General features: G+C 42.7%; 24 protein-coding genes and 1 pseudogene. 6 read left to right on the top strand and 19 right to left on the bottom strand.

Annotated features, from left to right (window positions below):
- Nucleotides 1-6 precede the first annotated feature (6 nt).
- Complete coding sequence (locus CDG76_RS33215; RefSeq protein WP_094353095.1) at nt 7-1,176, bottom strand: cysteine desulfurase family protein; 1,170 nt, start codon at nt 1,174-1,176, stop codon at nt 7-9.
- A gap of 218 nt (nt 1,177-1,394) precedes the next feature.
- Between CDG76_RS33215 and CDG76_RS33210 the strand changes: the two genes are divergently transcribed.
- Complete coding sequence (locus tag CDG76_RS33210; protein ID WP_094353094.1) at nt 1,395-3,026, top strand: DUF655 domain-containing protein; 1,632 nt, start codon at nt 1,395-1,397, stop codon at nt 3,024-3,026.
- Between the two features lie 307 nt (nt 3,027-3,333).
- Here CDG76_RS33210 and CDG76_RS33205 read toward each other — a convergent pair whose 3' ends face one another.
- Together CDG76_RS33205 and CDG76_RS36760 are read right to left on the bottom strand one after the other, a co-directional pair.
- Nucleotides 3,334-4,410: a glycosyltransferase family 4 protein gene (locus CDG76_RS33205; protein ID WP_094353093.1), complete on the bottom strand. Its 1,077-nt coding sequence runs from the start codon at nt 4,408-4,410 to the stop codon at nt 3,334-3,336.
- Nucleotides 4,411-5,093: 683 nt separating this feature from the next.
- Nucleotides 5,094-5,324 (bottom strand): hypothetical protein, encoded by a 231-nt coding sequence (locus CDG76_RS36760; protein ID WP_143854214.1) that lies wholly within the window; start codon nt 5,322-5,324, stop codon nt 5,094-5,096.
- A gap of 164 nt (nt 5,325-5,488) precedes the next feature.
- Between CDG76_RS36760 and CDG76_RS33200 the strand changes: the two genes are divergently transcribed.
- The 4 genes from CDG76_RS33200 (at nt 5,489) to CDG76_RS33185 (ending at nt 10,212) form a co-directional block, all read left to right on the top strand.
- Nucleotides 5,489-6,298, top strand: coding sequence for an ABC transporter permease (locus CDG76_RS33200; protein WP_094353092.1), 810 nt, complete (start codon nt 5,489-5,491; stop codon nt 6,296-6,298).
- Between the two features lie 474 nt (nt 6,299-6,772).
- Complete coding sequence (locus tag CDG76_RS33195) at nt 6,773-8,611, top strand: bifunctional serine/threonine-protein kinase/formylglycine-generating enzyme family protein (RefSeq protein ID WP_190241063.1); 1,839 nt, start codon at nt 6,773-6,775, stop codon at nt 8,609-8,611.
- A gap of 26 nt (nt 8,612-8,637) precedes the next feature.
- A complete protein-coding gene (locus CDG76_RS33190) occupies nt 8,638-9,099 on the top strand; it encodes a hypothetical protein (RefSeq protein WP_094353091.1) in 462 nt (153 codons plus the stop codon).
- A 438-nt stretch (nt 9,100-9,537) separates the two neighbouring features.
- Nucleotides 9,538-10,212 (top strand): hypothetical protein, encoded by a 675-nt coding sequence (locus tag CDG76_RS33185; RefSeq protein ID WP_094353090.1) that lies wholly within the window; start codon nt 9,538-9,540, stop codon nt 10,210-10,212.
- 196 nt (nt 10,213-10,408) lie between these two features.
- Here CDG76_RS33185 and CDG76_RS33180 read toward each other — a convergent pair whose 3' ends face one another.
- The 16 genes and pseudogenes from CDG76_RS33180 to CDG76_RS37945 form a co-directional block, all read right to left on the bottom strand.
- Entirely contained in the window at nt 10,409-10,987 is a 579-nt protein-coding gene (locus CDG76_RS33180; RefSeq protein WP_094353089.1) for an O-methyltransferase, read from the bottom strand.
- A 31-nt stretch (nt 10,988-11,018) separates the two neighbouring features.
- The gene (hpxZ, locus tag CDG76_RS33175; RefSeq protein ID WP_094353088.1) at nt 11,019-11,405 is read right to left on the bottom strand and encodes an oxalurate catabolism protein HpxZ; all 387 of its coding nucleotides are present in this window, start codon (nt 11,403-11,405) and stop codon (nt 11,019-11,021) included.
- Nucleotides 11,406-11,600: 195 nt separating this feature from the next.
- Nucleotides 11,601-12,065 (bottom strand): MFS transporter, encoded by a 465-nt coding sequence (locus CDG76_RS33170; RefSeq protein WP_190241062.1) that lies wholly within the window; start codon nt 12,063-12,065, stop codon nt 11,601-11,603.
- A 27-nt stretch (nt 12,066-12,092) separates the two neighbouring features.
- Complete coding sequence (locus CDG76_RS33165; RefSeq protein ID WP_094353087.1) at nt 12,093-12,869, bottom strand: sulfite exporter TauE/SafE family protein; 777 nt, start codon at nt 12,867-12,869, stop codon at nt 12,093-12,095.
- Between the two features lie 40 nt (nt 12,870-12,909).
- Nucleotides 12,910-13,617 (bottom strand): HAD family hydrolase, encoded by a 708-nt coding sequence (locus CDG76_RS33160; RefSeq protein WP_223265495.1) that lies wholly within the window; start codon nt 13,615-13,617, stop codon nt 12,910-12,912.
- A 100-nt stretch (nt 13,618-13,717) separates the two neighbouring features.
- A pseudogene (locus CDG76_RS33155) lies at nt 13,718-14,176 on the bottom strand (nitrilotriacetate monooxygenase); the annotation flags it as partial.
- A complete protein-coding gene (locus tag CDG76_RS39295) occupies nt 14,145-14,273 on the bottom strand; it encodes a hypothetical protein (RefSeq protein ID WP_262984383.1) in 129 nt (42 codons plus the stop codon). The gene CDG76_RS39295 and the pseudogene CDG76_RS33155, both read right to left, overlap by 32 nt.
- A 158-nt stretch (nt 14,274-14,431) precedes the next feature.
- A complete protein-coding gene (locus tag CDG76_RS33150) occupies nt 14,432-15,346 on the bottom strand; it encodes a TauD/TfdA dioxygenase family protein (RefSeq protein ID WP_094353085.1) in 915 nt (304 codons plus the stop codon).
- A 76-nt stretch (nt 15,347-15,422) separates the two neighbouring features.
- Nucleotides 15,423-16,223, bottom strand: coding sequence for an SDR family oxidoreductase (locus tag CDG76_RS33145; protein ID WP_094353084.1), 801 nt, complete (start codon nt 16,221-16,223; stop codon nt 15,423-15,425).
- 29 nt (nt 16,224-16,252) lie between these two features.
- Complete coding sequence (locus CDG76_RS33140) at nt 16,253-16,600, bottom strand: inorganic pyrophosphatase (RefSeq protein ID WP_094353083.1); 348 nt, start codon at nt 16,598-16,600, stop codon at nt 16,253-16,255.
- Between the two features lie 15 nt (nt 16,601-16,615).
- Nucleotides 16,616-17,563, bottom strand: a complete 948-nt coding sequence (locus tag CDG76_RS33135; protein WP_094353082.1) for a zinc-binding dehydrogenase — start codon at nt 17,561-17,563, stop codon at nt 16,616-16,618.
- A 368-nt stretch (nt 17,564-17,931) separates the two neighbouring features.
- Nucleotides 17,932-19,335 carry an eCIS core domain-containing protein gene (locus CDG76_RS33130; protein ID WP_094353081.1) on the bottom strand — a complete coding sequence of 468 codons (1,404 nt, stop codon included), beginning with the start codon at nt 19,333-19,335 and terminating at the stop codon, nt 17,932-17,934.
- A 231-nt stretch (nt 19,336-19,566) separates the two neighbouring features.
- Complete coding sequence (gene acsF / locus CDG76_RS33125) at nt 19,567-20,622, bottom strand: magnesium-protoporphyrin IX monomethyl ester (oxidative) cyclase (protein ID WP_094353080.1); 1,056 nt, start codon at nt 20,620-20,622, stop codon at nt 19,567-19,569.
- Nucleotides 20,623-21,013: 391 nt separating this feature from the next.
- On the bottom strand, nt 21,014-22,765 hold the full coding sequence (locus CDG76_RS33120; protein ID WP_094353079.1) for an ABC transporter ATP-binding protein: 1,752 nt from the start codon (nt 22,763-22,765) through the stop codon (nt 21,014-21,016).
- Between the two features lie 246 nt (nt 22,766-23,011).
- A complete protein-coding gene (locus CDG76_RS33115; RefSeq protein WP_094353078.1) occupies nt 23,012-23,662 on the bottom strand; it encodes a hypothetical protein in 651 nt (216 codons plus the stop codon).
- Nucleotides 23,663-23,672: 10 nt separating this feature from the next.
- On the bottom strand, nt 23,673-23,840 hold the full coding sequence (locus tag CDG76_RS37945) for a hypothetical protein (RefSeq protein WP_190241061.1): 168 nt from the start codon (nt 23,838-23,840) through the stop codon (nt 23,673-23,675).
- 225 nt (nt 23,841-24,065) lie between these two features.
- Between CDG76_RS37945 and galE the strand changes: the two genes are divergently transcribed.
- Nucleotides 24,066-25,064, top strand: coding sequence for a UDP-glucose 4-epimerase GalE (gene galE / locus CDG76_RS33110; RefSeq protein ID WP_094353077.1), 999 nt, complete (start codon nt 24,066-24,068; stop codon nt 25,062-25,064).
- The last annotated feature ends 222 nt before the right edge of the window (nt 25,065-25,286 follow it).

Here is a 25,286-nt window from a genome sequence, read left to right as displayed (position 1 = left end):
TTTGATTTAACGCTTAACTAAAGATAAATCCGGTGTTAGCCTTTGCAAAACTTGCTTCAACACCATTACCGTCCAATCTATATCAGCTTCAGTCGTATCACGCCCCAATGTGATGCGAATTCCACCCAAGGCAGCTTTTTCGGAATAACCCATCGCTAACAATATTGGGCTTGGGCTAAGTTTACCACTATGACAAGCAGCACCAGCACTGATGCCGATGCCAGCAAGGTTTAGCTGTCGTACCAAGGCTTTACCGCTGAGTTTTTTGCCATCAGCGTTTTCTAAGCACATACTCACATGGTGAGGCAAACGATCGCAGCTATCCCCTGTAGGAATTAAACCAGGAATCTCAGCCAATTGGGCAAAGGCGCGATCGCGTAACTCAATTAATCGTGGTATTTCTGTAGCTAATTCTTGCGCTGCTAATTCTGCTGCTACACCAAATCCGGCAATTATCGGTACTGCTTGCGTACCAGAACGCAGCCCCATTTCTTGCCCACCACCACTCAGTAAAGACATCAAATCTACACCAGGACGCACATATAACGCCCCTGCACCTTGCGGCCCATATATTTTATGACTAGAAAGGCTAAGTAAGTCTACAGGTAATTGTTGCACATCTATACGTAAGCGTCCCGCAGCTTGCACCGCATCTGTGTGGAACAAAGCACCATGCAATTGCACAATTTTACCCAGTTCTGCGATCGGTTGCACAGTCCCAACTTCACTTTGACCGTAAATTATAGAAACTAAGGCTGTGTTATGTCGCAACGCCGCTTTTAAATCCAAGGGATTAACTCTGCCTTTAACATCTACAGACAAGCGCGTAACTTCCCAACCCCACATTTCTAGTAACCGCACTGTTTCAGAAATTGCGGAATGTTCAACGCTGGAGATAATTATATGTTGAGGAACAGCATACAACCGAGCCACACCCATAATTGCCAAATTATCTGCCTCAGTGCCACCAGAGGTAAAAACGATCGATTCAGGGGTAGCGGCGTTAATTAAACCAGCAACTTGGACTCTGGCTTGTTCTACAACCGTTGCCGCCCGTTGTCCCCACTCATGTAAACTGGAAGGATTGCCCCACTGTTGAGTGAGGATTGTTTGCATAACTGCGATCGCTTCTTTTCGAGTCGGAGTAGTGGCGCTGTAATCTAGATAAATTTGCATAAAACCGATAATAGTGAGAACACACGTTAGTGATAGACTGCGGATTTGTCAGCATATACAGTTTTAGTGGACAAATCCTGAAAAAAATATCTGTAATTTTACATCTAATAGTGGATTTTTCCCTTTACTTGGAAACTTATTTCTCTACTTAATTCAGAACACAAAATTTTGGGAATGATAAGTATATCCATTTCCAATCCACTTTTAGCAGATTTACAGTGCAACTTATCTCTAGACAAAGATATTTTTTATATATCTTTTTACTGATATTCTCCCTTGCTGGTTGTCAACGAGTCCAGTCTTATAATCAACGTCCAACACCTTTACCGCAAGATCCGTTAGTTCAAGTTTACTTTAACCATTCTGAGTCTTCAGAATACCAAGAAGCTTACCGTCAGCAAACTCGCCTTGGGGATGATTTAGAAAAACAGATTGCCGATACTATTACGCAGGCTAAATCTACAGTAGATGTGGCGGTGCAAGAATTACGTTTACCCAAAGTTGCCCAAGCACTGGTTGATAGACAAAAAGCTGGGGTAAAAGTCAGGATAATTTTAGAAAATCTCTATAGTCGACCTTGGAGTAGCTTAACATCTGCTGAAGTAGGTAAGTTAAATAAAAGAGAACAAGAACGCTACAACGAATTTCGCCATTTTATTGATATTAACCACGATAATCAACTCAGTCCAACCGAAATCAATCAAAGAGATGCTTTGATGATTTTGCAGAATGCCAAAATTCCCTGGCTAGACGATAGAGCAGATGGTTCAGCGGGTAGCAGCTTGATGCATCATAAGTTTGTGATTGTGGACAATCGCCTCGTAATTATCACTTCAGCTAATTTTACATTAAGTGATACTTCGGGTGATTTTACAAATCCTAGTAGTTTAGGCAATGCCAATAACTTATTGCAGATTGACAGCCCAGAATTAGCATCTTTATTTACAGAAGAATTTAACATTATGTGGGGTGACGGCCCGGAAGGTCAACCAAATAGTCAATTTGGTTTGCAAAAGCCGATACGTTTACCTAAACAAATAACTTTAGGTAATACCAAAATTACTGTACAATTTTCCCCTACTTCTCCAACTCAACCTTGGAATAACAGTAGTAATGGTTTAATTGGTAAAACTTTAGGTTCAGCAACCAAGTCTATTGATATGGCGTTATTTGTCTTTTCCGAACAGCCTCTTGCCAATATTTTAGAAAAACGCCATCAACAAAGCGTGCAAATTCGCGCTTTAATTGAACCACAATTCGCCTACCGTCCTTATAGCGAAGCCTTAGATATGATGGGGGTTGCTCTAAGTAACAAATGTAAATATGAAGTTGACAATCATCCTTGGCAAAATCCAATTACTAGCGTAGGTGTACCTGTGTTACCCAAAGGCGATTTATTGCATCACAAATTTGGTGTTATTGATAGTCAAACAGTAATTACAGGTTCTCATAATTGGTCAGATGCGGCCAATAATGGTAACGATGAGACGCTTGTAGTGATGGAAAACCCGATAGTTGCTGCCCATTATGTGCGAGAATTCGCTCGTCTTTATACCAAAGTCAAACCCGGTTTACCACCAGCAATTCAAGAAAAAATTAAATTAGAAAAAACACGTTGTCCTCAGATAAAAACTTCTTCATCAACTGAGTTACAAGCAATTCCAAAAGTCAATATCAACACTGCAAGTTTAGAAGAATTAGCAACTCTCCCTGGCGTGGGTAAGAAGTTAGCACAACGAATAATTATTAGCCGTCAACAGCAAAAATTTACATCTTTACAAGACTTAGAGCGAGTTCCAGGAGTGAGTGCTAGAACTTTAGAAAAATGGAGCGAACGTTTGACTTGGTAGGTTTGCACAGTTGTGTATTGGTGTCAAATTAACGCTAAACCCGCTTGGTGACAACGTTTTGCCCTCACCCCCAGCCCCTCTCCCAAGGGAGAGGGGAGCTAGACATTCAATTCCCCTTCTCCTTTGGGAGAAGGGGTTAGGGGATGAGGGCGTGAGGGATTTGCAAAACGCCTGTCCGATATAGTTTTCGGGTTCAGTTGACACCAATGACAGTTGTGCTACCCGAAGATCGCGTGTATTGTACTTTGTTAAAAAGATGTAAAATTACATAAATGCGGTATTTAAAGGCGATATTTAAATGCGATCGCTAGCTAGCTAAATCAACCAAACTGCGGAAATGCCCATTCTGAGAAAATCGTTCTGCGATTATTTGTTGATAAACCGCCTCATAGCCATCAGTCATGTGCTTAACACTGAAAAGATTTTCGACATACTGACGACAAGCATAACGGTCTAACTCGATGACGCGATCGATGGCACTAATACACTCTTGAATATTATTGCAGAGGAAACCCGTCTTGCCGTGGGAAATTACCTCTTCAGTAGACCCCAATTTCATCGCAATCACTGGCGTACCAGAAGCCATTGACTCTACCATCACCAATCCAAAGGGTTCCCGCCAAGTGATAGGGAATAGAGTTGCGACTGCACCACCCATCAGGGCGTTTTTTTGAGTATGGTTGGCTTCACCCAGATACTCAATTTGCTCCCCGTCAATATGTGGTTTAATTTCTTTCTCAAAGTATTCCACATCAACGACATCTATCTTACCTGCCATTTTTAAATGCCAACCAGCTTTTTTGGCAATTTCTATAGCTAAGTGCGCTCCCTTCTCTGGAGACATCCGACCTAAAAACGCTAAGTAAGGAGGATCTTCTGGTTGGGAGTGAAACTCATAACTGCTGACATCAATTCCGTTGTAAACCGTCGCTACATAGTTCAATCCTAACCTTGGTTCTCGTTGTGCATTAGAAATATTGACATAGGGTTGCTTTTTACCAAAACTAAACATCTTTTCGTTGTCAGGGTTAAAAGTACCGTGCAACGTGTGAACTGTAGGAGTTTTTACCAGATTTGCATAAGCCAACGCCCCATGTCCGATATGGGAGTGAATAATATCAAACTCTTCTGCGCGTTCGTACACCGAAGCTAGATTCAGCATCTCGTAAATGCCGTAATCTTTGATAGTAGGATCGAGTCTGAGAGCGCGGGGATGAACTGAAGTTAGTTTTGCCAGACTAATAGAATCTCCCGATGCAAATAAAGTTACTTCATGTCCGCGTCGGACTAACTCATCGGTCAGTAACCCTACTACTAACTCTATGCCACCATAAGCTGGAGGCGGAACTCTCTCCCATAATGGAGCTAATTGAGCAATTTTCATCACAAACCTCCTAAAAAATAAAACTTGAATTAGAAGTTTTTTATTTCTGTTGTTTTAGTGCTTGTAATTGATCCACTTTGGCATCAGAAAGTAACTTCAGATACTAAACTTATTAACAATTTCCTTTAAATCTTACGCTGTACCTTATATATTTTTTGTCTATCTTAGTACGGAAATTACCCACTCCTAAAGAAGTAGCTGTATTCTGATTTATTAATTTTTATGTGATTAATGGCAGTTTTTAATAGAAGTTTTTTTATAAACAGGAACTTTCTATAATCGTCAAAAACTGTCATTTAAAGATAGTTTTGACTGAAAAAGCTCTATTTATGACCGTCAATCATCCAATTTTAAAATGTTAATTAAAGAATAAAGTCTGTAGACACTTTTTGGGGGGCTTTCCGTACTCTAAAGGATCATCTCTAGGCGATTAAAAGGTAAATTTACGTAAAGTAGGTACTTTGAAATCAGAAGTAGCAGTTTTTCTGATAAGTTCTATCCAAGTTCTTAAAAGTAAAATTAACCTGACTCTTAACGTTGTATGGAAAAGCCTACAAAAAACCTAACCCCTAACCGTTCTGATCGTTGTGTTATGTTAAAATCTGCCTAATTTTATTGCTTGATTTTAGGGGTTATTTTTCGTCTTTTTTCGATTCTCTGAACGCTTACATAAATTTAACGGTTTATATCCCTTTTTGAATTTTGAATTCTAGCGATCGCGCCGCGTCTGGTAGAGAAGCGAGAGTCAGATTGAGCAAGAGGCAAGGGAGCAGGGAGCAGGGGAGAAGGAACAGAAAGGGGGATTCGACCCCACCTGTTGCGCTAGCTTCCCGAAGGGTACGAGAACCACTTAATAGAAGTGGGGGACTCAGACCCATGTTCCGCTCTGCTCCACGGCTCTTGGTTGGAGTCATTTCCCCCCGCTCCCTGCCCCCTTCCCCCTGCCTCTTCGTTGAGATGATTCATAAAATCTCTGCGTTCTCTGTGCCTCTGCGGTTCGATAAATAAATTTTAAACCGAGATTGACTTATTGCATAAAATATGCTATTTTGTATTGCTATCAATAATATATATAAACGTGAATATCTCTCCATCTCTCAAAAAACCGCGTGTCTCATGGCAGGCGGTTTTCTCACTGTTGATATTTGTGTTCATGTACCTGCCCATACTGGTACTTGGCTTTTATAGCTTCAATCAGTCGCCCTACAGTGCAACTTGGCAAGGATTCACTCTCGATTGGTATCGCAAGTTGTTCAGTGACGATCGCATCTTATCGGCTTTGCAAAACAGTATGATAGTTGCAAGTTGTGCCGTGGCAATTTCCGCAGTGCTGGGAACCTTGATGGCGGTTGGGTTGGCGCGTTACGAATTTCCTGGTAAAAAATTGTATCGGGGTATTGCTTACCTACCATTGATTATTCCCGATATTGCGATCGCAGTGGCTACCCTAGTATGTCTAGCAGCCTTTGCGATACCTTTGAGTTTGTGGACGATAGTTGCAGCCCATGTAGTGTTTTGTCTGGCTTATGTCGGACTTGTGGTTGCTTCCCGACTGACTAATTTAGATCCTCACTTAGAAGAAGCAGCACTAGATTTAGGTGCGACACCAACCCAAGCTTTCATCAAAGTATTGTTACCTCAATTAATGCCTGGAATTGTCGCTGGTTGTCTCTTGGCTTTTGTTCTTAGCTTAGATGACTTTCTTATTGCTAGTTTTACTGCTGGTAGTGGTTCTAACACCCTGCCAATGGAAATTTTTAGCCGCATTAGAACCGGAGTTAAACCTGATATTAACGCGCTGAGTGTCATGTTAATTTTAGTATCTGCGATCGTTGCCCTTGTAGCGGAATTAATTCGCGCTTCTGGAGATAATAAAACTTTTAAATAATAGTCGCAATTCGCAATAAAAGTTATAGGTAGGTGATTTCGTTCTTCGTGAACTTTTTTAGATAGCTAACAACAGTTATATTAAAATTTAGGGTGCATTACGGCAAGCCTAACGCCCGAATCTTATGGCAATGTGCCATACTTTCTGCTAACACAACGTCATAGTATAGATAAGTAATACCAATTGTAAAAAATAATGCGACAAATACACCATTTGTAGAGACGCGATTCATGAGCCAGCGCGTTGCGGGGGTTCCCCCCGTTGTAGCGACTGGCGTCGCGTCTTAACCAAAGTATGTGTTGCAATCATTAATTGAATTGGTATAAATAAATATAATTTATTCATTCTTATGCCCTCGTGTGAAAGATAGTTTTAAGCACATGAATAAACTTCCGTGTTCGCTTCTCTACATAACTGTTTTCAATTAGATAATATTGGGGCTAACTTTGGAGAAGATGCTATTTCCCCCTCATTATGCAAATCTGCCAAAATCCCAATTGCTCAAATCCATTCAACTCTGATAGCAATAGATTTTGCGTGAGTTGCGGACAAAGCAACTTTGGCAAACTTCTCAGAAACCGTTATCGCGTATTAAGACTATTAGGCGAAGGTGGATTTAGTAGAACTTATGCTACAGAAGATGTAGACAGACTAAACGCCCCTTGCGTTATCAAGCAATTTTTCCCCCAGTTTCAGGGAACAGGACAACGCACTAAAGCCGCCGAATTTTTCAAAGAAGAGGCTTTTCGGTTATATGAACTGGGAGAAAATCATACGCAAATTCCCAGATTACTAGCTTATTTTGAACAAGGTACTAGCTTGTATCTCGTACAAGAATTTATTCAAGGCAAAACTCTCTTACAAGAAGTTCAGCAACAAATTTATGGCGAACAACAAATTTGGGAACTTTTAGCTGATTTATTGCCAGTTCTGCAATTCATTCATACTCATAACGTTATTCATCGAGATATTAAACCAGAAAATATCATCCGCCGTGCAAGTGATGAAAAACCCGTATTAATTGACTTTGGCGGTGCTAAACAAGTAACACAAACCAGTATCGGAAGACAAGCTACGGTAATTTATACCCTTGGCTATGCCCCAACAGAACAAATGGCTGGATTTGCTTGTCATGGCAGTGATTTGTATGCTTTGGGCGTAACTTGTGTGCGTCTTTTAACTCAATGTTTGCCCTTGCAGGATGCTTCTGGACAGATTAATGACCCTATTTATGATGCCATGAGCGCTAAATGGTTGTGGCGCGAACGTTTACAAAAAAAAGGTATTACTATCAGCGACGAATTAGGAAAAATTTTAGATAAATTACTCAAACATCTACCGAGTGAAAGGTATCAAACAGCAGTAGAAGTCATTAACGATTTGAAGTTTGCCACATCGAACATTGAACCTGTTGCCTTAAAAATTGTTTCGATGCCTCAACCTATATTATCGCCGTTACCACAAAAAGTAATCGTACCATTACCCCCATTAGAAACCTTTGAATTTGACGTAGTGACAGTAGACACAGGTGGTAGAGAAGTAAATCGCATGAACTGTAATGCAAACTTCTTTGCTGAAGAATTAGGTAAGTCTGTCACATTAGAAATGGTATCGATTCCTGGTGGTACTTACATGATGGGTTCACCCGAATTTGAAGGCGATGCTGACGAACGTCCTCAGCATCAAGTTACCGTTGAACCATTTTTTATGGGGAAATTTCCTGTAACTCAAGCACAGTGGAGAGTAGTAGCAGCTTTACCCAAAGTCAAACAAGCTTTAAATCCCCATCCATCGAAATTCAAAGGTCTAGATAGACCAGTAGAAAATGTATCTTGGTATGAGGCTGTAGAATTTTGTCTCAGGCTATCAGAAAAAACTGGACGCGACTATCGTTTACCGAGTGAAGCGGAATGGGAATATGCTTGTCGGGCTGGAACTACAACCTCATTCCACTTTGGCGAAACCATTACCCCTGAGTTAGTCAGCTGCACAATGGAACCAAAAAGCAAATTCCGTAAAGAAACAACAAACGTCGGTAGTTTTGAAGTCGCCAACGCCTTTGGATTGTACGATATGCACGGGTTAGTTTGGGAATGGTGTGCTGATTCGTGGCATAACAATTACAACGACGCACCCTTAGATGGAACAGCTTGGGAAGTTGGCGGTGACATAAATCGTCGGGTGCTACGCGGTGGTTCTTGGAGTTTCAGTGCAGAACTGTGTCGCAGTGCTAGCCGTAGCTGGAATGAGTCAGACGGTGGACTGAGGGTTTGTGGCTTTAGAGTAGTATTTTCTGTAGAGGAGATTATTTAGTAATTCAATACCAGGCTATATAAATTATGAACAACAGAATTGAGAAAGGTGACATAGTAGTTATAAATAAAAGTGGAAAACATTATCAGCAAGTGGGTGAAGTTAGTGAGGTAGATTACAATATTTTCTTTGTCAAAATAGTCTTAGTAAAGTTAGGTAATCAAGAAGAAACTTTTGAAGAAAAAGATTTACAATTACAAACTAAAAAGCCGAGTTTGCAAGAAGTTATTACATCAATAGACAAAATTTTAGAACAAGTCGATCAGATTTCTCACTTGCCGACACAAGAGAAAGTAGAGTTACCCAACCGTCTGAAATATCTGAAATTAGATATTCCTAAACTAGATAAACAGTTGATTAAAAACAACTTCGACAGTATAGATAAAATACTCGCAGCAACAAGAGAAATAGACTCATCAGCAAGCTTTTGGCAGGAAATAGATCCTAATTTGGAGAAAATAAGCTGGTGGATTAGAACAAGTCTGTGAACTAAAAAGTAAATCGGCGAGAATAAATCAGCTTTCTCTAGTTCTCAGCTAGAATCTGCCAATACCTAATTAGACTTATTGCATGAATCAATGAGCTTTCACCCTAAATCCCTCTCCCCAGCTTGGGATAGGGATTTTGAAATTGGCTCCTAAATAATTGGCATTGGACATAATTAAAGGTAACTATATTTTTTTCATTTTCTATCCTTAATGCTTTATACCTTATACTTTACGCTTTATTCTAATGATTTATTTTTATTCGTACCTACTTACTTAACTTTCTTTTTGCAACTGTCTGCCTTCAACTTTGTTATTAACTGTACGTTTACATAAACTTAACTTTTGCGAATATTTTTTTAGAGTAAATTTTGACTTTATAGATTAATAAAAGAGGTTTTATTATTTAAAATAAAATTACGAAGATCATCAGAAATATATATGCATTTTTTTCAGTTTGCAGGGATTCTTGGTTGTACTACAGCAGCTTTCATCTCAATTGCACCCATACAGGTAGAAGCTGCAACTTTTAAAGTGATATCTGGAGTCACCAGCATCGATCGCGATCACGGAGAGATTCTTAGTAGTATTGGGCTAAACTTGACAGGCACTAATCAGACAGTTGCACCAATTCCTAGCAATTATTTAGTTGGCTTCAACATCGACTCACTTACTAACTTCACCTTCAGTGACGACGGCGGTTTTACACCGCTCTCAGGTACAATCGAGCATACTGGTACTGTTACATTCAACAATCAAATTACTGTTGGTGACTTTTCAATTGGTTTTGCTCCAGGACGTACTGTCACAGGTGCCAGCGGACTTGTTTTAAGAGACACATTTTCTTTAAATACAATTTTGTTTGATTTGAGCGCTCCGGGACTTGTGGCATTTGATGGCCAAAATTTAACCATCCCTGATGTGAAATTGTTGATTTCTCCAGAGTTTGCTGATATATTAGGCGACTCTAAATTGACCGGTTTGTTTGCTGGAACTGCACGAATTGATGCTCAAGTTGCTGCCGTACCTGAACCTGATAGTGTATTAGCAACTTTGGTAGCAGGTGCGGCTCTTTTAGCAGCTAGGTTTTATACTCAAAAAATTAAATGCACCTGATATTTTGAAGCATAGCCAATCAAAAGTTCGCTCTACAACCAACGCTTAATACTTTTCAAATCTCGTTCCTAGTCTTCGCTGGAACGAGACAACCCAATTATCTGGAGTGCTGAATGGGGAATCTCACTTCTCTACTCAGCACAGGCTAAACGTCCCGCTACCGCTCAGTAAAAGTGCCCTTTTTACAGTAATTATTTCATTGAATGCGTGTTGCTAAAATCACTGAACTTTTTGCTGTCACGCGGATTTCTGTGGCAGCAATTCGAGGATCTTTGAGCCAAAATTCCCTGATTGGATCTGTGCGTCCGTGCCATTCTGGTGGCCAGTATTCTTGGGGTGTGAGATCGTCTAGTAAGATGAAGCCTCTAGGTTTGAGAGCAGTTATCAATGTCTGAGGTTCTGTAAGTTTTGCCTTTCCGCCATCGGCAAATAACAAATCAAAGGGAGCATAAGTCAGTAAATCGCGCCAGTCGCCTTGAAGTGCGCGGACATTAGACTTATCTGCAAATAGCTGTTGCACAACTTTGGCACGATCGCGATCGCTCTCGATCGTAATCAATGTACTATCTGGATGTAATGCACTCACAATCCACGTTGCACCAACCCCGCATCCACTACCAATCTCGCCAATTTGACCCTGTGTGATATGGCTGGTGAGGACTTGCAACAGACGACCAACTTCTGGGAGTGAGGATTGGGTAAACTCAAGTTGTGCAGCTAAGGATTCAGCCTGCTGCACTAATGATGGATTAGAGGTGATGGGATAGGTTGTCATGTCTACTCCTTGATCAAAACTTCTCGCACCATCACACTGGCAATAACGAAACGTGCGCTGAAACCACCTTCCATCCTTCGGTAAACCTGTACCAAGTCTGGCTTTGTCGCCCGAAACGCTCTACACCATTGATAATCCGGTGAAATTCTAAAGTCACTGTTGCGGCATCTTTCCCAAAGGTTACAACCTTGAGATTCGAGATTTCTCGCTCTATTTTTGGGTTTGGTCGATTCTGGCGAAAGTTGCGAACTTCATCGCCACCATAGAGGTTTTCTGTGATGCCAAACCGTACTACTTCGGGCGTATCCCAAAACAAGCTATCCATCACATCCAAATTGTTATTACAAAGAGCTTCTTCATACTTGAGGTATAAATCAGTTACTTCAGCGACAACAGTAAGGTCATTTATAGTAGTCATTGTTATTACTAATTTTTGGTGTTATGGCTGATTATGCACTCTTTCAAATAGCCAGAGCTATTTTTCTTTTAAGTTCCTTCAGTACGTAGATTTAGACGAATCAGATCGCGGAAGGTGGAAATTTGCTGCATAAATAAAATTGAGCCTGCAATACAAATACTTGCACCAAAAATGACAGTATTGCTACTACAAATTTTACTTGCTAGTGCGCCAGGCAAAGGCATTACCCAGATTTTCCTTACCAACTGTTTCAGGAAGAAATGTCTGCCGAGTCGGAATATCGAAGGCGTTGATCATCCCTTGCAGTACGCCAAGAATTGCGATGTACTCGATATTAATCGTACCGCTTAGAGCTAGCCACGTTAGAGCTAAAGACTGAAGCATCCCCAAAATCTGGGCAACAAGCAGAATTTGATGACGATTCCAGCGATCGGCAATGATTCCACCCAGAGGAATCAACACAAATGTGGGAATTTGGCTGGCAAAGCCCACTAGACCTAGTAACCAAGCGGAATCGGTGAGGCGATATACTAACCAACTAGTAGCCACTTGAGTCATGGACGTACCAATTAGAGAAATTGCCTGACCTGTGTAGTACAGGCGAAAATTTCTAGAACTAAAAGCACGCAGCATGACTTGTGATTTTTTTGATGCTTCCATACATCACCCCTGAGTAGTTCCCAGTTCTTAACCGTGAATAAAAAAGTAGGCAGTCATCGTAAAGGCAACAATCATCACAAATTTCCGAATTAAGTGCGGTTCAAGTTTACGAGCATAATGGGCACTTAAGTAACCACCAAGAGAGCCACCGACTGCCATCAAAATAGCTTGATGCCAAGCAATCACACCTGCAAAAAGAAATGGAACGATCGCAATACCATTGATACAACTCCCCAAAAATGTCTTAAAAGCATTCATTTTGTGAATACTTTTGATGCCTAAAAACGTTAGAGCTGCCAGCATTAAAATCCCTATACCTGCGCCAAAGAAACCGCCATAGATTGCGATCGCTAGTTGAGCCAGTGCCAAATTAAACAACGGTACAGATTCCGGTGATGTATTCTGGTTTCGACGCTGCAACCATTTTTTGAACGGTTCGCCAAAGGTAAACACAACTGTGGCTAGCAGCAATAGATAGGGAATCAGCTTTTTAAAGACATCTGGCGATGTATATAACAAAGCGATGGAGCCAATCATGCCACCAACTAAACTGACACCACATAGAAGTAAAAAATCTCGCCGCTCGATGCCCAAATCTTGACGATATGCTCCAGCACTGGCTAGGGAAGCCACCCAAATTGCAGTATTATTGGTGGCATTAGCTGCGATCGGGGGTACACCCGTAAAGATAAGAGTTGGAAATGTGATAAAGCTTCCACCACCTGCTACAGCATTTAAGCCGCCTGCAATAAAAGCAGTACTAAACAACAGCAAGCTATGGATAAACGTTAATGATGGCGGCATTATTTTTAATTACGAATTACGTTAGCGCAGCGTTAGCGAGTCATCGAGCGTCATTACGAATTATTAATTTGGGAATATCACTTGGAGAATGGGCAATCAAGTCAGCACCATGAGCTTTTAATTCCTCCTCAGTTCCATAGCCATAGGTGACACCAATTGAGGCGATTTGATGGCGCTTGGCTCCAATGATGTCATGTGAGCGATCGCCTACCATCACCACAGTAGAGGATAAAAGTTTTTCTGTTAATAAAATATGGTGAATTAAGTCACCTTTTATACTCAGCGTTCCGTCAAGTTCGCTACCATAAACACCATCAAAAAGCAAGGATAAGCCAAAATATTCAATAATTTGCGTAGTATAAATATATGGTTTAGAAGTCGCAACAAAAGTTTTATAACCAGCAAAACGAATTGCTTTTAAAACTTCCGTAATTTGGGGATAAAGGGAATTTTCAAATAATCCAATTGTGGCAAAGCGATGACGATAAAGTGAAATAGCCTGTTCAATTACTGTGCCATCCAAGGTATTGAGTAATTGCGAAAAGCTATCTTTGAGTGGTGGGCCAATACACCAATTTAATTCATCAGCATTCGGTGGTTTGTAACCGAGTTCAGATAGAGCATACTGAATGCAACGAGTGATACCAAGTTTAGGATCTGTCAAAGTGCCGTCTAAATCAAAAAGGATAGCGGAGAAAGGCATATTTGATATTAATTCGTGACGACTTGATTGTATTGTTAAAACCACTGGAATAACAAACCAGATGAAGTTTGAGAAAATCAAAGCCGTCGCTTCAAAAGACGCGATAAATCGCCGTCTCTACAGGGAATTTATCCATCAATTATTACTATGCCAAGGAACCGACGCTCACAGGTTCAGGAGCAGTTTTTGTGGTGAACTGGTTCACCGGACGGGGCAAACCAAGATTTTCGCGCAAAGTATTACCTTCATACTCAGTACGAAATATTCCTCGGCGTTGCAGTTCGGGAATTACCAAGTCCACGAATTCATCTAAACCTCCAGGCAACCAGGGTGGCATGATGTTGAATCCATCAGCCCCACCATTAACAAACCAATCTTCTAACTGATCGGCAATATGTTCTGGTGTTCCAAGAATCGTTCGATGTCCCCGCGCTCCTGCAATCCACAAATACAGTTGCCGGATTGTTAAATTCTCTCTGCGGGCAAGATCGGTAATCAACTGCAAGCGGCTTTTGCCACCGTTGGTATCTGGCAGATCCGGCAGCGGCCCGTCTAGGGGATACTTGGACAAATCATGGCCACCCACTAGTCCAGAAAGCAGCCCCTCCATCAGCCGGGGTGTTGGGATGTCGCCATGCTGCGACGTGATGACCACTACCGGGTAAAAATGCTCCGAGTTTAAGTTGTTTTTTTGTACTCATGTTTGTATTTGCGAGGGCGTACTTATGCTTTTTTCGTTCTCTTGTTTGCAACAAGAAAATGTTAGTTATTAGGACTGAAGCACTCCTGCGACAGCAAGCAATTCGGCTGCTGAAAAACCGAGGGCATTGGGCAACATTCCATGCCCAATGCCCAAGTATTATGCAGTCACCGCCTGACGCCGATTGTACTCAGAAGCATCTCCCTTGATAGCCTCACTTTGTTTACCATTGATGCCAACGGGGAGGTCGCCGACAATTGTCACTCGTTGAACATGGCGGGGCTGATCGCCGTAATCAGCGATCGCATAATGTTGAGTAGCCCGATTATCCCAAAAGGCTACGTCACCAACTTGCCAACGCCACCGGACTGTGTTCTCAGGACGTGTGATGTATGCTTGCAACAGCCGCAGAATGTCATCGGATTCAGTTGTTGATAAGCCACGGAACTGGCGCACAAATCCGCCGATGAATAGTCCCCGCTCCCCAGATTCGGGATGGATGCGTACAACTGGGTGCAGAGTCTCGTATACAGTCGAGGTAAAGACAGCGCGGTAAGCTTTGGCATCTTCAGGTAGGTCAAATGCAGTAGCATAATCGTATTTGTTGCTATGTACTGCCCAAAGTTGATCTGCAAGATTACGCAAATGGATAGGTAAATCTTGGTATGCAGTCACGGAGTTTGCCCAGATTGTATCGCCACCAGTTGGGGGAATATCAAGCGCTCGTAAGACGGAACCGAGAGGAGGACGGTCTACAAATGTCACATCGGTATGCCAGCTATTGGCGCGGGAAGTGGTACGACCATAATTCAGGTCTAAGACTTCTGGATTTTCTGGCAGCGATGGTACAGTAGGGTGGGCTGTAGTGACTTCACCAAAACGACGAGCGAAAGCAACCTGTCCATCAGCATCGAGCTGTTGCTGACCACGGAAAAAGATCACTTTGTATTTGACTAGAGTCTTGCGAATATCACTGATGATGTCATCGCTGAGATTAGAACTCAGATTAACACCAATAATTTCAGCCCCGATACGTCCTGCAACTGGTTTGATATCAAAGTATTGAGAACCCATTGTTTTTCTCTCCAAGAAGTTTATGTTTTGACAAATTGTAGAGACGCGATTCATCGCGTCTGATTCATCGCGTCTACTAAACACCAGGGGTAGATCCGCCATCAACGATAATCTCTGTTCCTGTAATCGATGCAGCAAGATCGGACACCAAAAATAGCGCCAGCGCGGCAATTTCTTCTGGCTGGGCGATTCTTTTTAAAGGAATACTTTGGATATTTTGTGCCTTTTCTTGCTCAACGGTGATGCCTTGCGCTTGAGCATTTTGCCGCGCTAAAGTCTCAGCACGCTCAGTAGCTGTAGCACCAGGAGAGATAGCGTTAATGCGAATCTTGTACTCGGCTAGCTCTTTAGAAATGCCCTTTGTGAAGTTCAGCAAAGCAGCATTACTTGTACCACCAGCTAGAAAGTTAGGGCGAGGTGTCCGTCCTGCACCGCCGACTATATTGACAATCCGCCCATCACCGCGACTTTTTTGATGGGGAACGACGGCTCTAACTAAGCGGATATAGCCTAATAATTTTAAGTTCCAAGCATCCAAAAATAAATCATCAGTGGATTCTAAGAAAGATCCAGCACGGGCTGAACCTGCATTGTTAATCAAGATATCAATCTGATTAAATTGGGCTAATGTTGTCGAGACAACTTTCTCAACATCCTCTGCTTTAGTTAAATCAGCGCTGATGGCAATAACTTTAGCACCAGGAGTTGGTAGAGACTGGATGGCAGCTACTGAATTTTCTAGTCTTTCTTGATTGCGGGCTGCGATCGCAACATTCACACCCTCACTATAAAGTGCTTTGGCGGTAGCTAATCCAATTCCCGCACTCCCTCCTGTAACGATCGCTGTTTTACCTGATAGTTTTAGTTCTAAGCTCATACAAACTTACCCTCGAAAATGTAATTAATTTATTTGCGAACCAATAATATTGCTGATTGAGAGCCTATATTCTGGATATCCAAGATGGCTTGATTTTCCTCAGAAGTGCAGCCCAGAAGTATTTTGATTTCTGCATCCCGCTTTTCCAAGTCAACACTACAAATGACGGCGGTAACTTTTTTGCTAGACAAACTACCTATCCAGACATCAATATCGGCTCCATCTCCAGAGCGAGTGTTTTCCAAGTATCCATAGTCCAACGGATAAACAAAGGATGGATAACGTGGATGTGATGTCCCTTTTGGGCGATCTATCTTGAGATTACTAAGGGCTACAAGCCGATCTAGTTTGAACCAGAATTCAGTACTATCCCTCATACCATCTGCGATCGCTCAATTGGAAATGTGCAACACAGCTTTGCCAGGAAAACGCCTATCAAGTAGTTGTTGTGCCACGTCAGCTATTTCTGTCCAAGAAGCTTCTAAGTCAATGTGAGGACGTAACTCACCTGCTTCTACTAGACTCAAAAGCCGTTTTAGACCGACTGCTGCTGATTCAAATCTCAATTCATCGAACAGACGTAAACCATACAGGCTGACGCTACCAGTCCCAAAAAATTGAGCCGCGTTGAATGTCACTTCAGATCCCCCAGATACTCCATACAGCACAGTTTTTCCATCCTGCGCCAGTAAGCCAAGGGCTATCCCCAAAGTCTTGCCACCCACTGACTCTACAATTAGATCGTAGGGGCCGTACTCGCTGGCGGGTGAGAGGTCTTCGCCAATCACCACCGATTGCGCTCCTGCTTCTCTAACTAGAGTTTCATAGCCAGCTTGACGAATATGTGCCACAACTTGCGCTCCTGACAGTTGCGCCAATTGGATAGCGAAGTAACCAACGCCTCCTGATGCACCTGTAACCAAAACTGTCCGACCCAAAAGTGAACCACCTTTTAACACCGCATGGTATGCAGTTAAACCCGCTACAGGCAGTGTGGCAGCTTGAGCAAAAGATACCGATGGCGGCACTACTGCTAAGGCATTAGTAGGAACAGAAACGAGTTCTGCCCAAGCACCGGCGCGGCGCAAGCCAACTACACGCGCTCCAAGGGGAGGCCCCGAACCATCGGCGGCGGGAATTTCCACTACGCCTGCTAAGTCCCAACCAGGTTGCCAACCAGCCTCAGCAGTGGTTGAACGTTTTATCTCTCCCCGATTCAGGGAAATTGCCGCTACCCGCACTAGAGCTTCATCTGGGGCGGGCTTTGGTGCAGTTACTTCACTTAGTGCCAAACGCCCCGGCACATTGGGATCAACAATCACAGCACGTATTTTGCTCATAAGGTTGCCCTGGCTAAGAGATTAATTTCTAGTTCGTTGGTTCGCAATCTTATACCTGCAATAAATAATCTCGATAGATTAGCTATTTATTCTTAACTTCAAATCCTTGCAACTAGGTTAACGAAAATCACAAACAACGGCATCTTGATAAATTTACAGTATTTTATGGTTTGTAAAAAGAAAACTATCACAGACAGTCAGAAGAATCAAGCACCTTGTGCATAAATTCGCCGTTGACACTTCTTGCACTGTAATCAAACCAAGTGGCTTCCGTATCGTTCGGCGTTCTTTTTATAATTTCTCTATGTGAGTCCAAACAGTGTAAACGCGAAAATTATTAACCGGTTTGCATTATGGTGTTTTCGCCTCTATTTTTGAGTTTGAACCTCTACCTTTGCATCCGATTCATCTCCACTTTGAGAAACTTTTTCTGGGCCGCACTGTACCGGAGTTACTCCTGTACCTTGAGTGAGGCCGTGTCTCGTTGTGGTGTCGTAGGCATTGTTATCAGTATTTGCTTGGGCGTAAGTATCGTTAAAAATCTTGTCAGATGCTGAGATTGTTTTGCCAAGAAGCTTTTTGTGTAAATCTTTAAAAGCCTTCTCGTCAATACTAATGTGCCCATTCTCATGTGTATCAAGAGCGCTATAAAACCTTGCCCATTCTTTTTTAACAGGTTCGCATTGTTGGTCGAGTTCAGTCCAGACGGGCATTGCCTTAGTTTCTGTTACTAAGACATCTGCCTCGTAGACAATTTCATCGGATTTATCTTCTGCTTGGTAAGTTTTGACATCTTTTGTGGGGGCACAAGTAACACTGCCCGCTTCGCCCTTTCCTTGTGATGTTAAGTTTGTAATTGCTTCTGTAATATTTTTTCCCGAAGCAGTAATTGTGGCATTCTTTTTGTCAATTTTAGTTGTCCCTTTTTTGGGCGGCATACCACTAGATGTCTGTTCAACAGGGGTTGGTGCTGTAGATGCATCGCTTTGTTTCTGCACTTTGCCTGTCTGCTGTACCACATGGGTTAACTCATGGGCTGTCAACTCGTTATTACCAGGTGATTTCTCGGCGCTAAAGTAAACATCACTACCATGAGTAAAGGCTTGCGCTCCCAACGACTTACTCATCTGCGTAGCATTGGAGTCAGTATGTACTCGCACATCGTCGAATTCACTACCAAAGCGTGGTTCCATAAAGTCTCGCACTTCTGGAGATAACGGGCTTCCTCCACCCTTACTATTATTTAACTGACTTTCAATATTGTCTTGGGTCTGAACGCTGCGATCGCTAACGCGTTGTAGCGACAACTCGGTTTGTACTTCTTCTTTTTCTTGCTCACAATCTGCACATTCTCGTTGTACTATATGTGAATCTATTCCACCAATATTTATATTTGACTTAGGTCTAGGTAAAAGCATAATCTGGTCAGATGATTGCTCATACTGGTCTTTTGGCTGGCTACCTATAAGTTGCGGCTGTGGACGATGCAAAGATATGCGACTAATGTCGTGAACAAAAGGTTTTTCTTTGATAGCTTCTGGTTCTAATAATTGCTCATTAGCAGGTGAGGCTTTTTGAAGGTCGCCTGCCACTTCCATGACTGTATCGAGTGGAGTATTATTATTTGTTCGTAAACCAAAACCGCGTGTTGGATTGGCCAATGTGGGAATATTGGATGAGACAAGCGATGGATTCGTAAAATTTGATGTTCCTGTGTTGGGTCGCTTCCATGTGGGTAAAGGCAAAGCGGCTTGTCTTTTAATGTCGCTCATCTCTCAATTCCTACATTTTCTAGATTAATTAGTGAACCTCTTATCTATTGCATTCCACGATTATATATATACAAAAATTTAACTATTTTATTGACATCCTTATGTATAGACTTTAGTCTAGTTTTGTCATTATTCAGCTACCCGAATATTCAAGAATTGACATCTGGTGAAATTAACTATGCGTTCTGAATAACGCATAGTTAATTTCACCAGCAGATGTCTAATAAATAGCTAACGAACCTTTCCCCGCAGGGCTTCAGTATCAATTGGTTTGATGAGGTAAATTAACAGCAGATTCCAAACAATTGCTGCAATCAAAGGTAGTTTGCGAATTAGCTTTACCAATTTCGGATTATAACTGCCTTCAATCTCTGCAATTTTCAAGTTGTAACCAGCACAGCGTTGCAGACGTGGGAAAAACTTGGGATGTTCGGTATTCAACATTACAGGAAAAGCCCGTCCTGCGGTTTCATTGGTGTTGCGGACAACTTGGATATCAAATTCTGTGGCATCAAGTCCCAATGATTTGTAGAACCCGGAACGTTCATGAACTGTCAGGGTATGAGTAGCAAATACTGATAGCAAGAAAAAGCGACTCCATAGCCTAGATTTCCAGGTGTTCCAAAGTTGCGGTTGAGAACGCAATAATGCTTTGAATATGTCCCCGTGGCGGTTTTCGTCCTGACACCAGCTCTCAAAGTAGCGGAATATCGGGTAAAACTGGTTTTCCGGGTGCTTTTCTAGATGCCTGAAAATAATAATGTAACGCCAGTAGCCGATTTTTTCTGAGAGGTAGACGGTGTAAAGTACCCATTCAATCGGGAAAAATGTATAAGTGCGGGTTTTGGTAACAGTGCCTAAATCAAGGGAGAGTTTAAAATCGGCCATGGCTTTGTTGAGGAATCCAGCATGGCGGGCTTCATCACGTGCCATCATTTGAAATATTTCCGCTAGCACTGGACTGCGATTTTTTAGCTTGCGGGATAATTCCTTGAATAGCAAGAAGCCGGAAAACTCAGAAATGCAAGAACGTTCCAAATACTCTATAAACGCCTGCCTTGCTTCACCGTCAATGTGTTCCCAAGACTGCTCAAACGCTTCATCGCGAACAAAATGGTGGCGGTTGTAGTCTGTCCGCATTTCTGTCAACATCGCCTGCAACTCCGTTTCCTGGGCAGACAAATCCAGTTTGGCTGCGGTTTCAAAATCTGTAGTGTAAAACCGGGGGGTGAGTACGGTTTCTTTGCTGGGGGTTTTGATTTCTGGCTTGGGTAGGGTGTTAACCATGAGTAATGAGGCGTTCTAATCAATAGTTCTATAACTATAAAGTTATGACAAATGCAATTATTTTGCTAGACCTATTTACAATCCTTCAGTAAAGTTGGAATTTCTGAATTTTTCTTCAACGGGTCGCGCCCAGGATTCCCCAATTAGCCAAGCATGAAAGAGGGACTGGGGACTGGGGACTGGTTACTGGGTACTGGGGAAGAAATTTTTTAAGAATTGGTTGGGGTCTGAATCCCCATTCCAATCTTCCCAATCCCCAGTAGGTAACTCAATCATAATTCTTTCCTTCTGCCCCCTGCCTCACTTCTCTACGAGAGGCTGCGCCAACGACTACGCTCAGTGACCACCTCACCTACCTGCCCNGCCCCCTGCCCCCTGCCCCCTGCCTCCTTCACCGCAGTAATTCTTCAACTTGATGCTGGCTCCACAAAGTTCTGTATAAACCCTGTTTTTGTAAAAGTTCTAAGTGATTTCCGACCTGAACAATTTTTCCCTTTTCCATGACAAAAATTCGGTCAGCCGCCGCCGCCGCTGATAATTGGTGGGTGATAAAAATTACTGTTTTACGTTCAGTACCACTGGAGAGATTTTTGAGGATTTTCGTAGCTGTTTGATTATCCACGCTAGAGAGAGCGTCATCCAAAATTAACACTGGAGCATTGACCAACATTGCACGAGCCAAAGCAGTACGTTGCCGTTGACCGCCAGAAAGATTAATACCGCGTTCGCCAACAATAGTTTCATATTGCTGGGGAAAATTCTGAATTTCTGATTCAATTTGGGCAAGTTTAGCGACAGATTCTACCTGCTGTTGTTCGCTAACTGGATCGCCGTAGCGAATATTATTTTTGATTGTAGTGCTAAATAGAAAGCTATCTTGAGGAACGTAGGCGATCGCACCTCGTAAATCTGTCAAAGCGATCTTAGTAATATCTACCCCATCTAAAAACAATTGTCCTGATTCAACATCCAACAAGCGTGGTAAAGCATTGGCCAAAGTAGATTTCCCCGAACCAATTGCCCCAACAATCGCGACAGTTTCTCCAGCAGCAATGGTAAAGTTAACATTTGCTAAAGCTGGAGTAGTGGAACCAGGGTAATTGTAGGTGAGATTTTTCGCTGTCACTTCGCCTTTGAGTTCAGCCACAGGCAGATGTATGGCATCGGCTGCATCTTTAATTTTTGGTGTGACAGAGAGAATAGATTCAAGCCTATCAATACTAACTTCACCGCGTTGGTAGGCGGTAATTGTGAATCCTAAAAGGGCAGTAGGGAAAACTAGACGCTCTACATAAATTAACAATGCTAAAAAATCGCCAACCTGAAGTGTCCCAGCAGACATCCGTGCCGATCCTAGCCAGATGATTACCAGTGAACTGATATTAGCTAGCCCACCAATTAGCGGAAACAGTGTATTGCGGATTTTTGCCAATTCTAGATTAGCAGTCAATAGCTGCTGATTTTTCTTGGCAAAAGCTCGACGCTCGTTTGCTTCTTGAGCATAGATTTTAATTAAGGCAATGCCACTAATATCCTCCTGGATGAGTTCGCTGATGTCAGAGAGTTGCTCTTGGACTGCTGCTTGTTGTTTGCGTAAGCGATCGCTAAATAAACTCACCAACAAGAGCATAAAAGGATACACTGCTAGGGCGGCTAGGGTGAGATCCACACTAATTGCCAGCATTACTGGCAATGTCAGGGCGTAGGCAAACACCGTATTTGCCAAACTCAAAACCGCAAAACCTAACAACCGCTTGATATTGTCCACATCACTAGTAGCCCGACTAATCAAATCGCCAGCAGTATTACTGGCAAAATAACCAGGCTCCAGCTTCAGTAAGTGTTCAAAAATCCGTTGTTTCAGGTCAAATTCCACCTGACGCCCCACCCCAAATAGCCAAATGCGTGATGCCATCCGCATTAGCCACATCGCCGAACTGAGCAAAACAATGACTACTACGTAATGTAGTATTTGGTTCCAGCTGAAGGTTGTCGAGAGTTTGTCAACACCAGCACGAATCAACCAAGGGATATAAACACCCAGTGCATTGACAGACAACAAAGCGAGAATACCCAAGGAGGCTTCCCGCCAATGGGGTCGTAGATAAGCACTGAGTTTAGCGATTCGTCGAGATTTTGCCATTAAAGCAATTGTGCAACTTTATCATCTAGATTAACTGCTAGTCCCAGAAGGCAGCTATGAAGAGGAAATATCGCTTGTGATAAATTCAGCTTTTTTTAGCTCTTTTAACTGGATAGTTATGGCCGTTTGGTACTAGTAGTCCACCACAGCAACTTTAATGAAGAAATAAGTTCGTAGTCAGGACTTTAGCCCTTAAATTAAGCGCTCAAGCGCTCACTACGAACCAAGTATTGTTCTCTTGCCTGATTACCGCTGAACACGCATGAACCTGTAAACTTCAAGGAGATAACTTTCCCAAGTTCTTGTTGTCAATTGCAACGTTTGTGCATCCGGTACAAAGTCTTCAAGTCGTAAACCGCGTGTGCGAATATCTTGAGGATTTCCTTGTAACAGGTACGGAGGCACTCTCAAATTATAAGAAAGAATGCTATCCCCCCTTACATCTGAGATGTTAGCTGTGGTGGGTTGCCCTAATGCCACCAGTGTCCCAGATGTTGGTGTAGCAGTTGCGACAGATGTTTCACCCGTCATTGCTAGAGGCGCTCTATAAAGGAAATAAGCGACTGCTGGTGTACTTGCCAACAGCAAAATCGTCAGTGCCCAACCGATCAAGTATCCTCCTGGTTTCTCTATTCCACCTCCTTTGATTTTCTGAGCGGCAATAATCATCAGTAAAACAGAGGCTCCTAGAGGCTTGAGTGGAAAAGATAGCATCCTCCACAACGACGCCACAGCAGGTTCGTTGGGGTTAAGAAATGATAGGGCTACGATTACCAAGATAACGACTAAGATTAATCGCCCGACAAAACTTCCAGAGGGATAAAATCGCTGGAACAGAGAATAAACGATAGTGCCAATCAGCAGCCACAGCAGTACCCGGCTTAACAATAGAAACATAGACTAACTCTCAAATTTTCTGGTGCAGTGAGCCAGTGTGGTGGTGTTCGCGTAGCGTCTCCGTCAGGAGAGGCAGTCCGTTTCGATTGGGGTTGCCCCCAGAAAGGACTGCCATGCCGGGAAACCATGCATGAAACAACTGGCGACTTCTTACTGATAGCGACGTTAGAAGCGTCACCCGTAAGGCTCAACCTAGAGGTTTCGGGAAATGGATTTATTTTATTGTCAAATTGTAATCGCACTGTTTGACTTAAAATTTCTCAAACCTCACACCCAATGACTACCGTCGTAGTGATTTTAGTGCAATTTTTTGACACTGCGTCTATTATTTATAATTTTCCAGAAGAGTAATCTCATACCGGTAAACTAAATTAATTAAGTAATCGACTCAAAAGGAAAAACTATGTCGCCTGAAAAGCCTACTATTTTGGTAACAGGGGGAGCTGGATATATTGGTTCCCATACAGTGCTTGCTTTGAAGAAAGCGGGTTATGGCGTTGTCATACTTGATAATCTGGTCTATGGACATCGCGATCTAGTAGAAAAGGTTTTACAGGTAGAACTAATAATTGGGGACACAAGCGATCGCGCCTTGCTGGATCATGTATTTAAAACTCACGATATTGCTGCGGTGATGCATTTTTCGGCTTATGCCTACGTAGGAGAGTCGGTGAGCGATCCAGCCAAATATTACCGCAATAACGTTCTTGGTACTTTGACCCTATTAGAAGCGATGCTGACAGCATCTGTAAAGAAATTTGTCTTTTCTTCTACCTGTGCCACTTACGGGGTACCGGAATTCGTGCCCATTCCAGAAACCCATCCCCAAAATCCGATTAATCCCTATGGCGCTACAAAGCTGATGGTAGAAAGGATTCTCTCTGATTTTGATGTTGCTTACGGTTTGCAATCAGTACGTTTTCGCTACTTCAATGCTGCTGGTGCTAATCCCGATGGTTTACTGGGCGAGGATCACAACCCAGAAACCCATTTGATTCCCTTGGTGCTAATGACAGCTTTAGGGAAACGAGAATCCATTTCAATTTTCGGCACTGATTACCCCACGCCCGATGGTACGTGTATTCGCGATTATATTCACGTTAACGACTTAGCAGATGCCCATATTTTGGGATTGGAATATTTATTAAAAGGTGGCGATAGCGAAGTTTTTAATTTGAGCAATGGCAGCGGTTTCTCCGTCAAAGAAGTCATTGCCGCAGTCCAAGAGGTGACTGGAATTAGCATACCAGTAGAAGAACGCGATCGCCGTCCTGGCGATCCCCCAGTTCTCATTGGCACCAGCGACAAAGCCAGAACAATCTTAGGCTGGCAACCTCAGTATCCATCCATCAAAGATATCGTCGCTGATGCGTGGCAGTGGCATCAGAAGCGACATAAGTAAGGGCATTGGGCATGGGGCATTGGGCATGGAGAAGAGACAAGGTAGACAAGGTAGAGGGGGGAGACAAGGGAGAGACTTGTTCAATAGACCTCTTGCATAAATCAAAAAAATAACCCCACCCCGCCTTTGACTTACGTCAAATTCTCCCCTCCCCGCCTGCGGGGAGGGGCCGGGGGTGGGGTGTTAGGGACTTTTGGAAGAGGTCTATTANGGCATTTTCTG

The sequence above is a fragment of the Nostoc sp. 'Peltigera membranacea cyanobiont' 210A genome (assembly GCF_002246015.1).
Classification (GTDB): Bacteria; Cyanobacteriota; Cyanobacteriia; order Cyanobacteriales; family Nostocaceae; genus Nostoc.
Note: the sequence above shows the minus strand (reverse complement) of the source record. Positions and strands in the feature narration are given on the sequence as shown.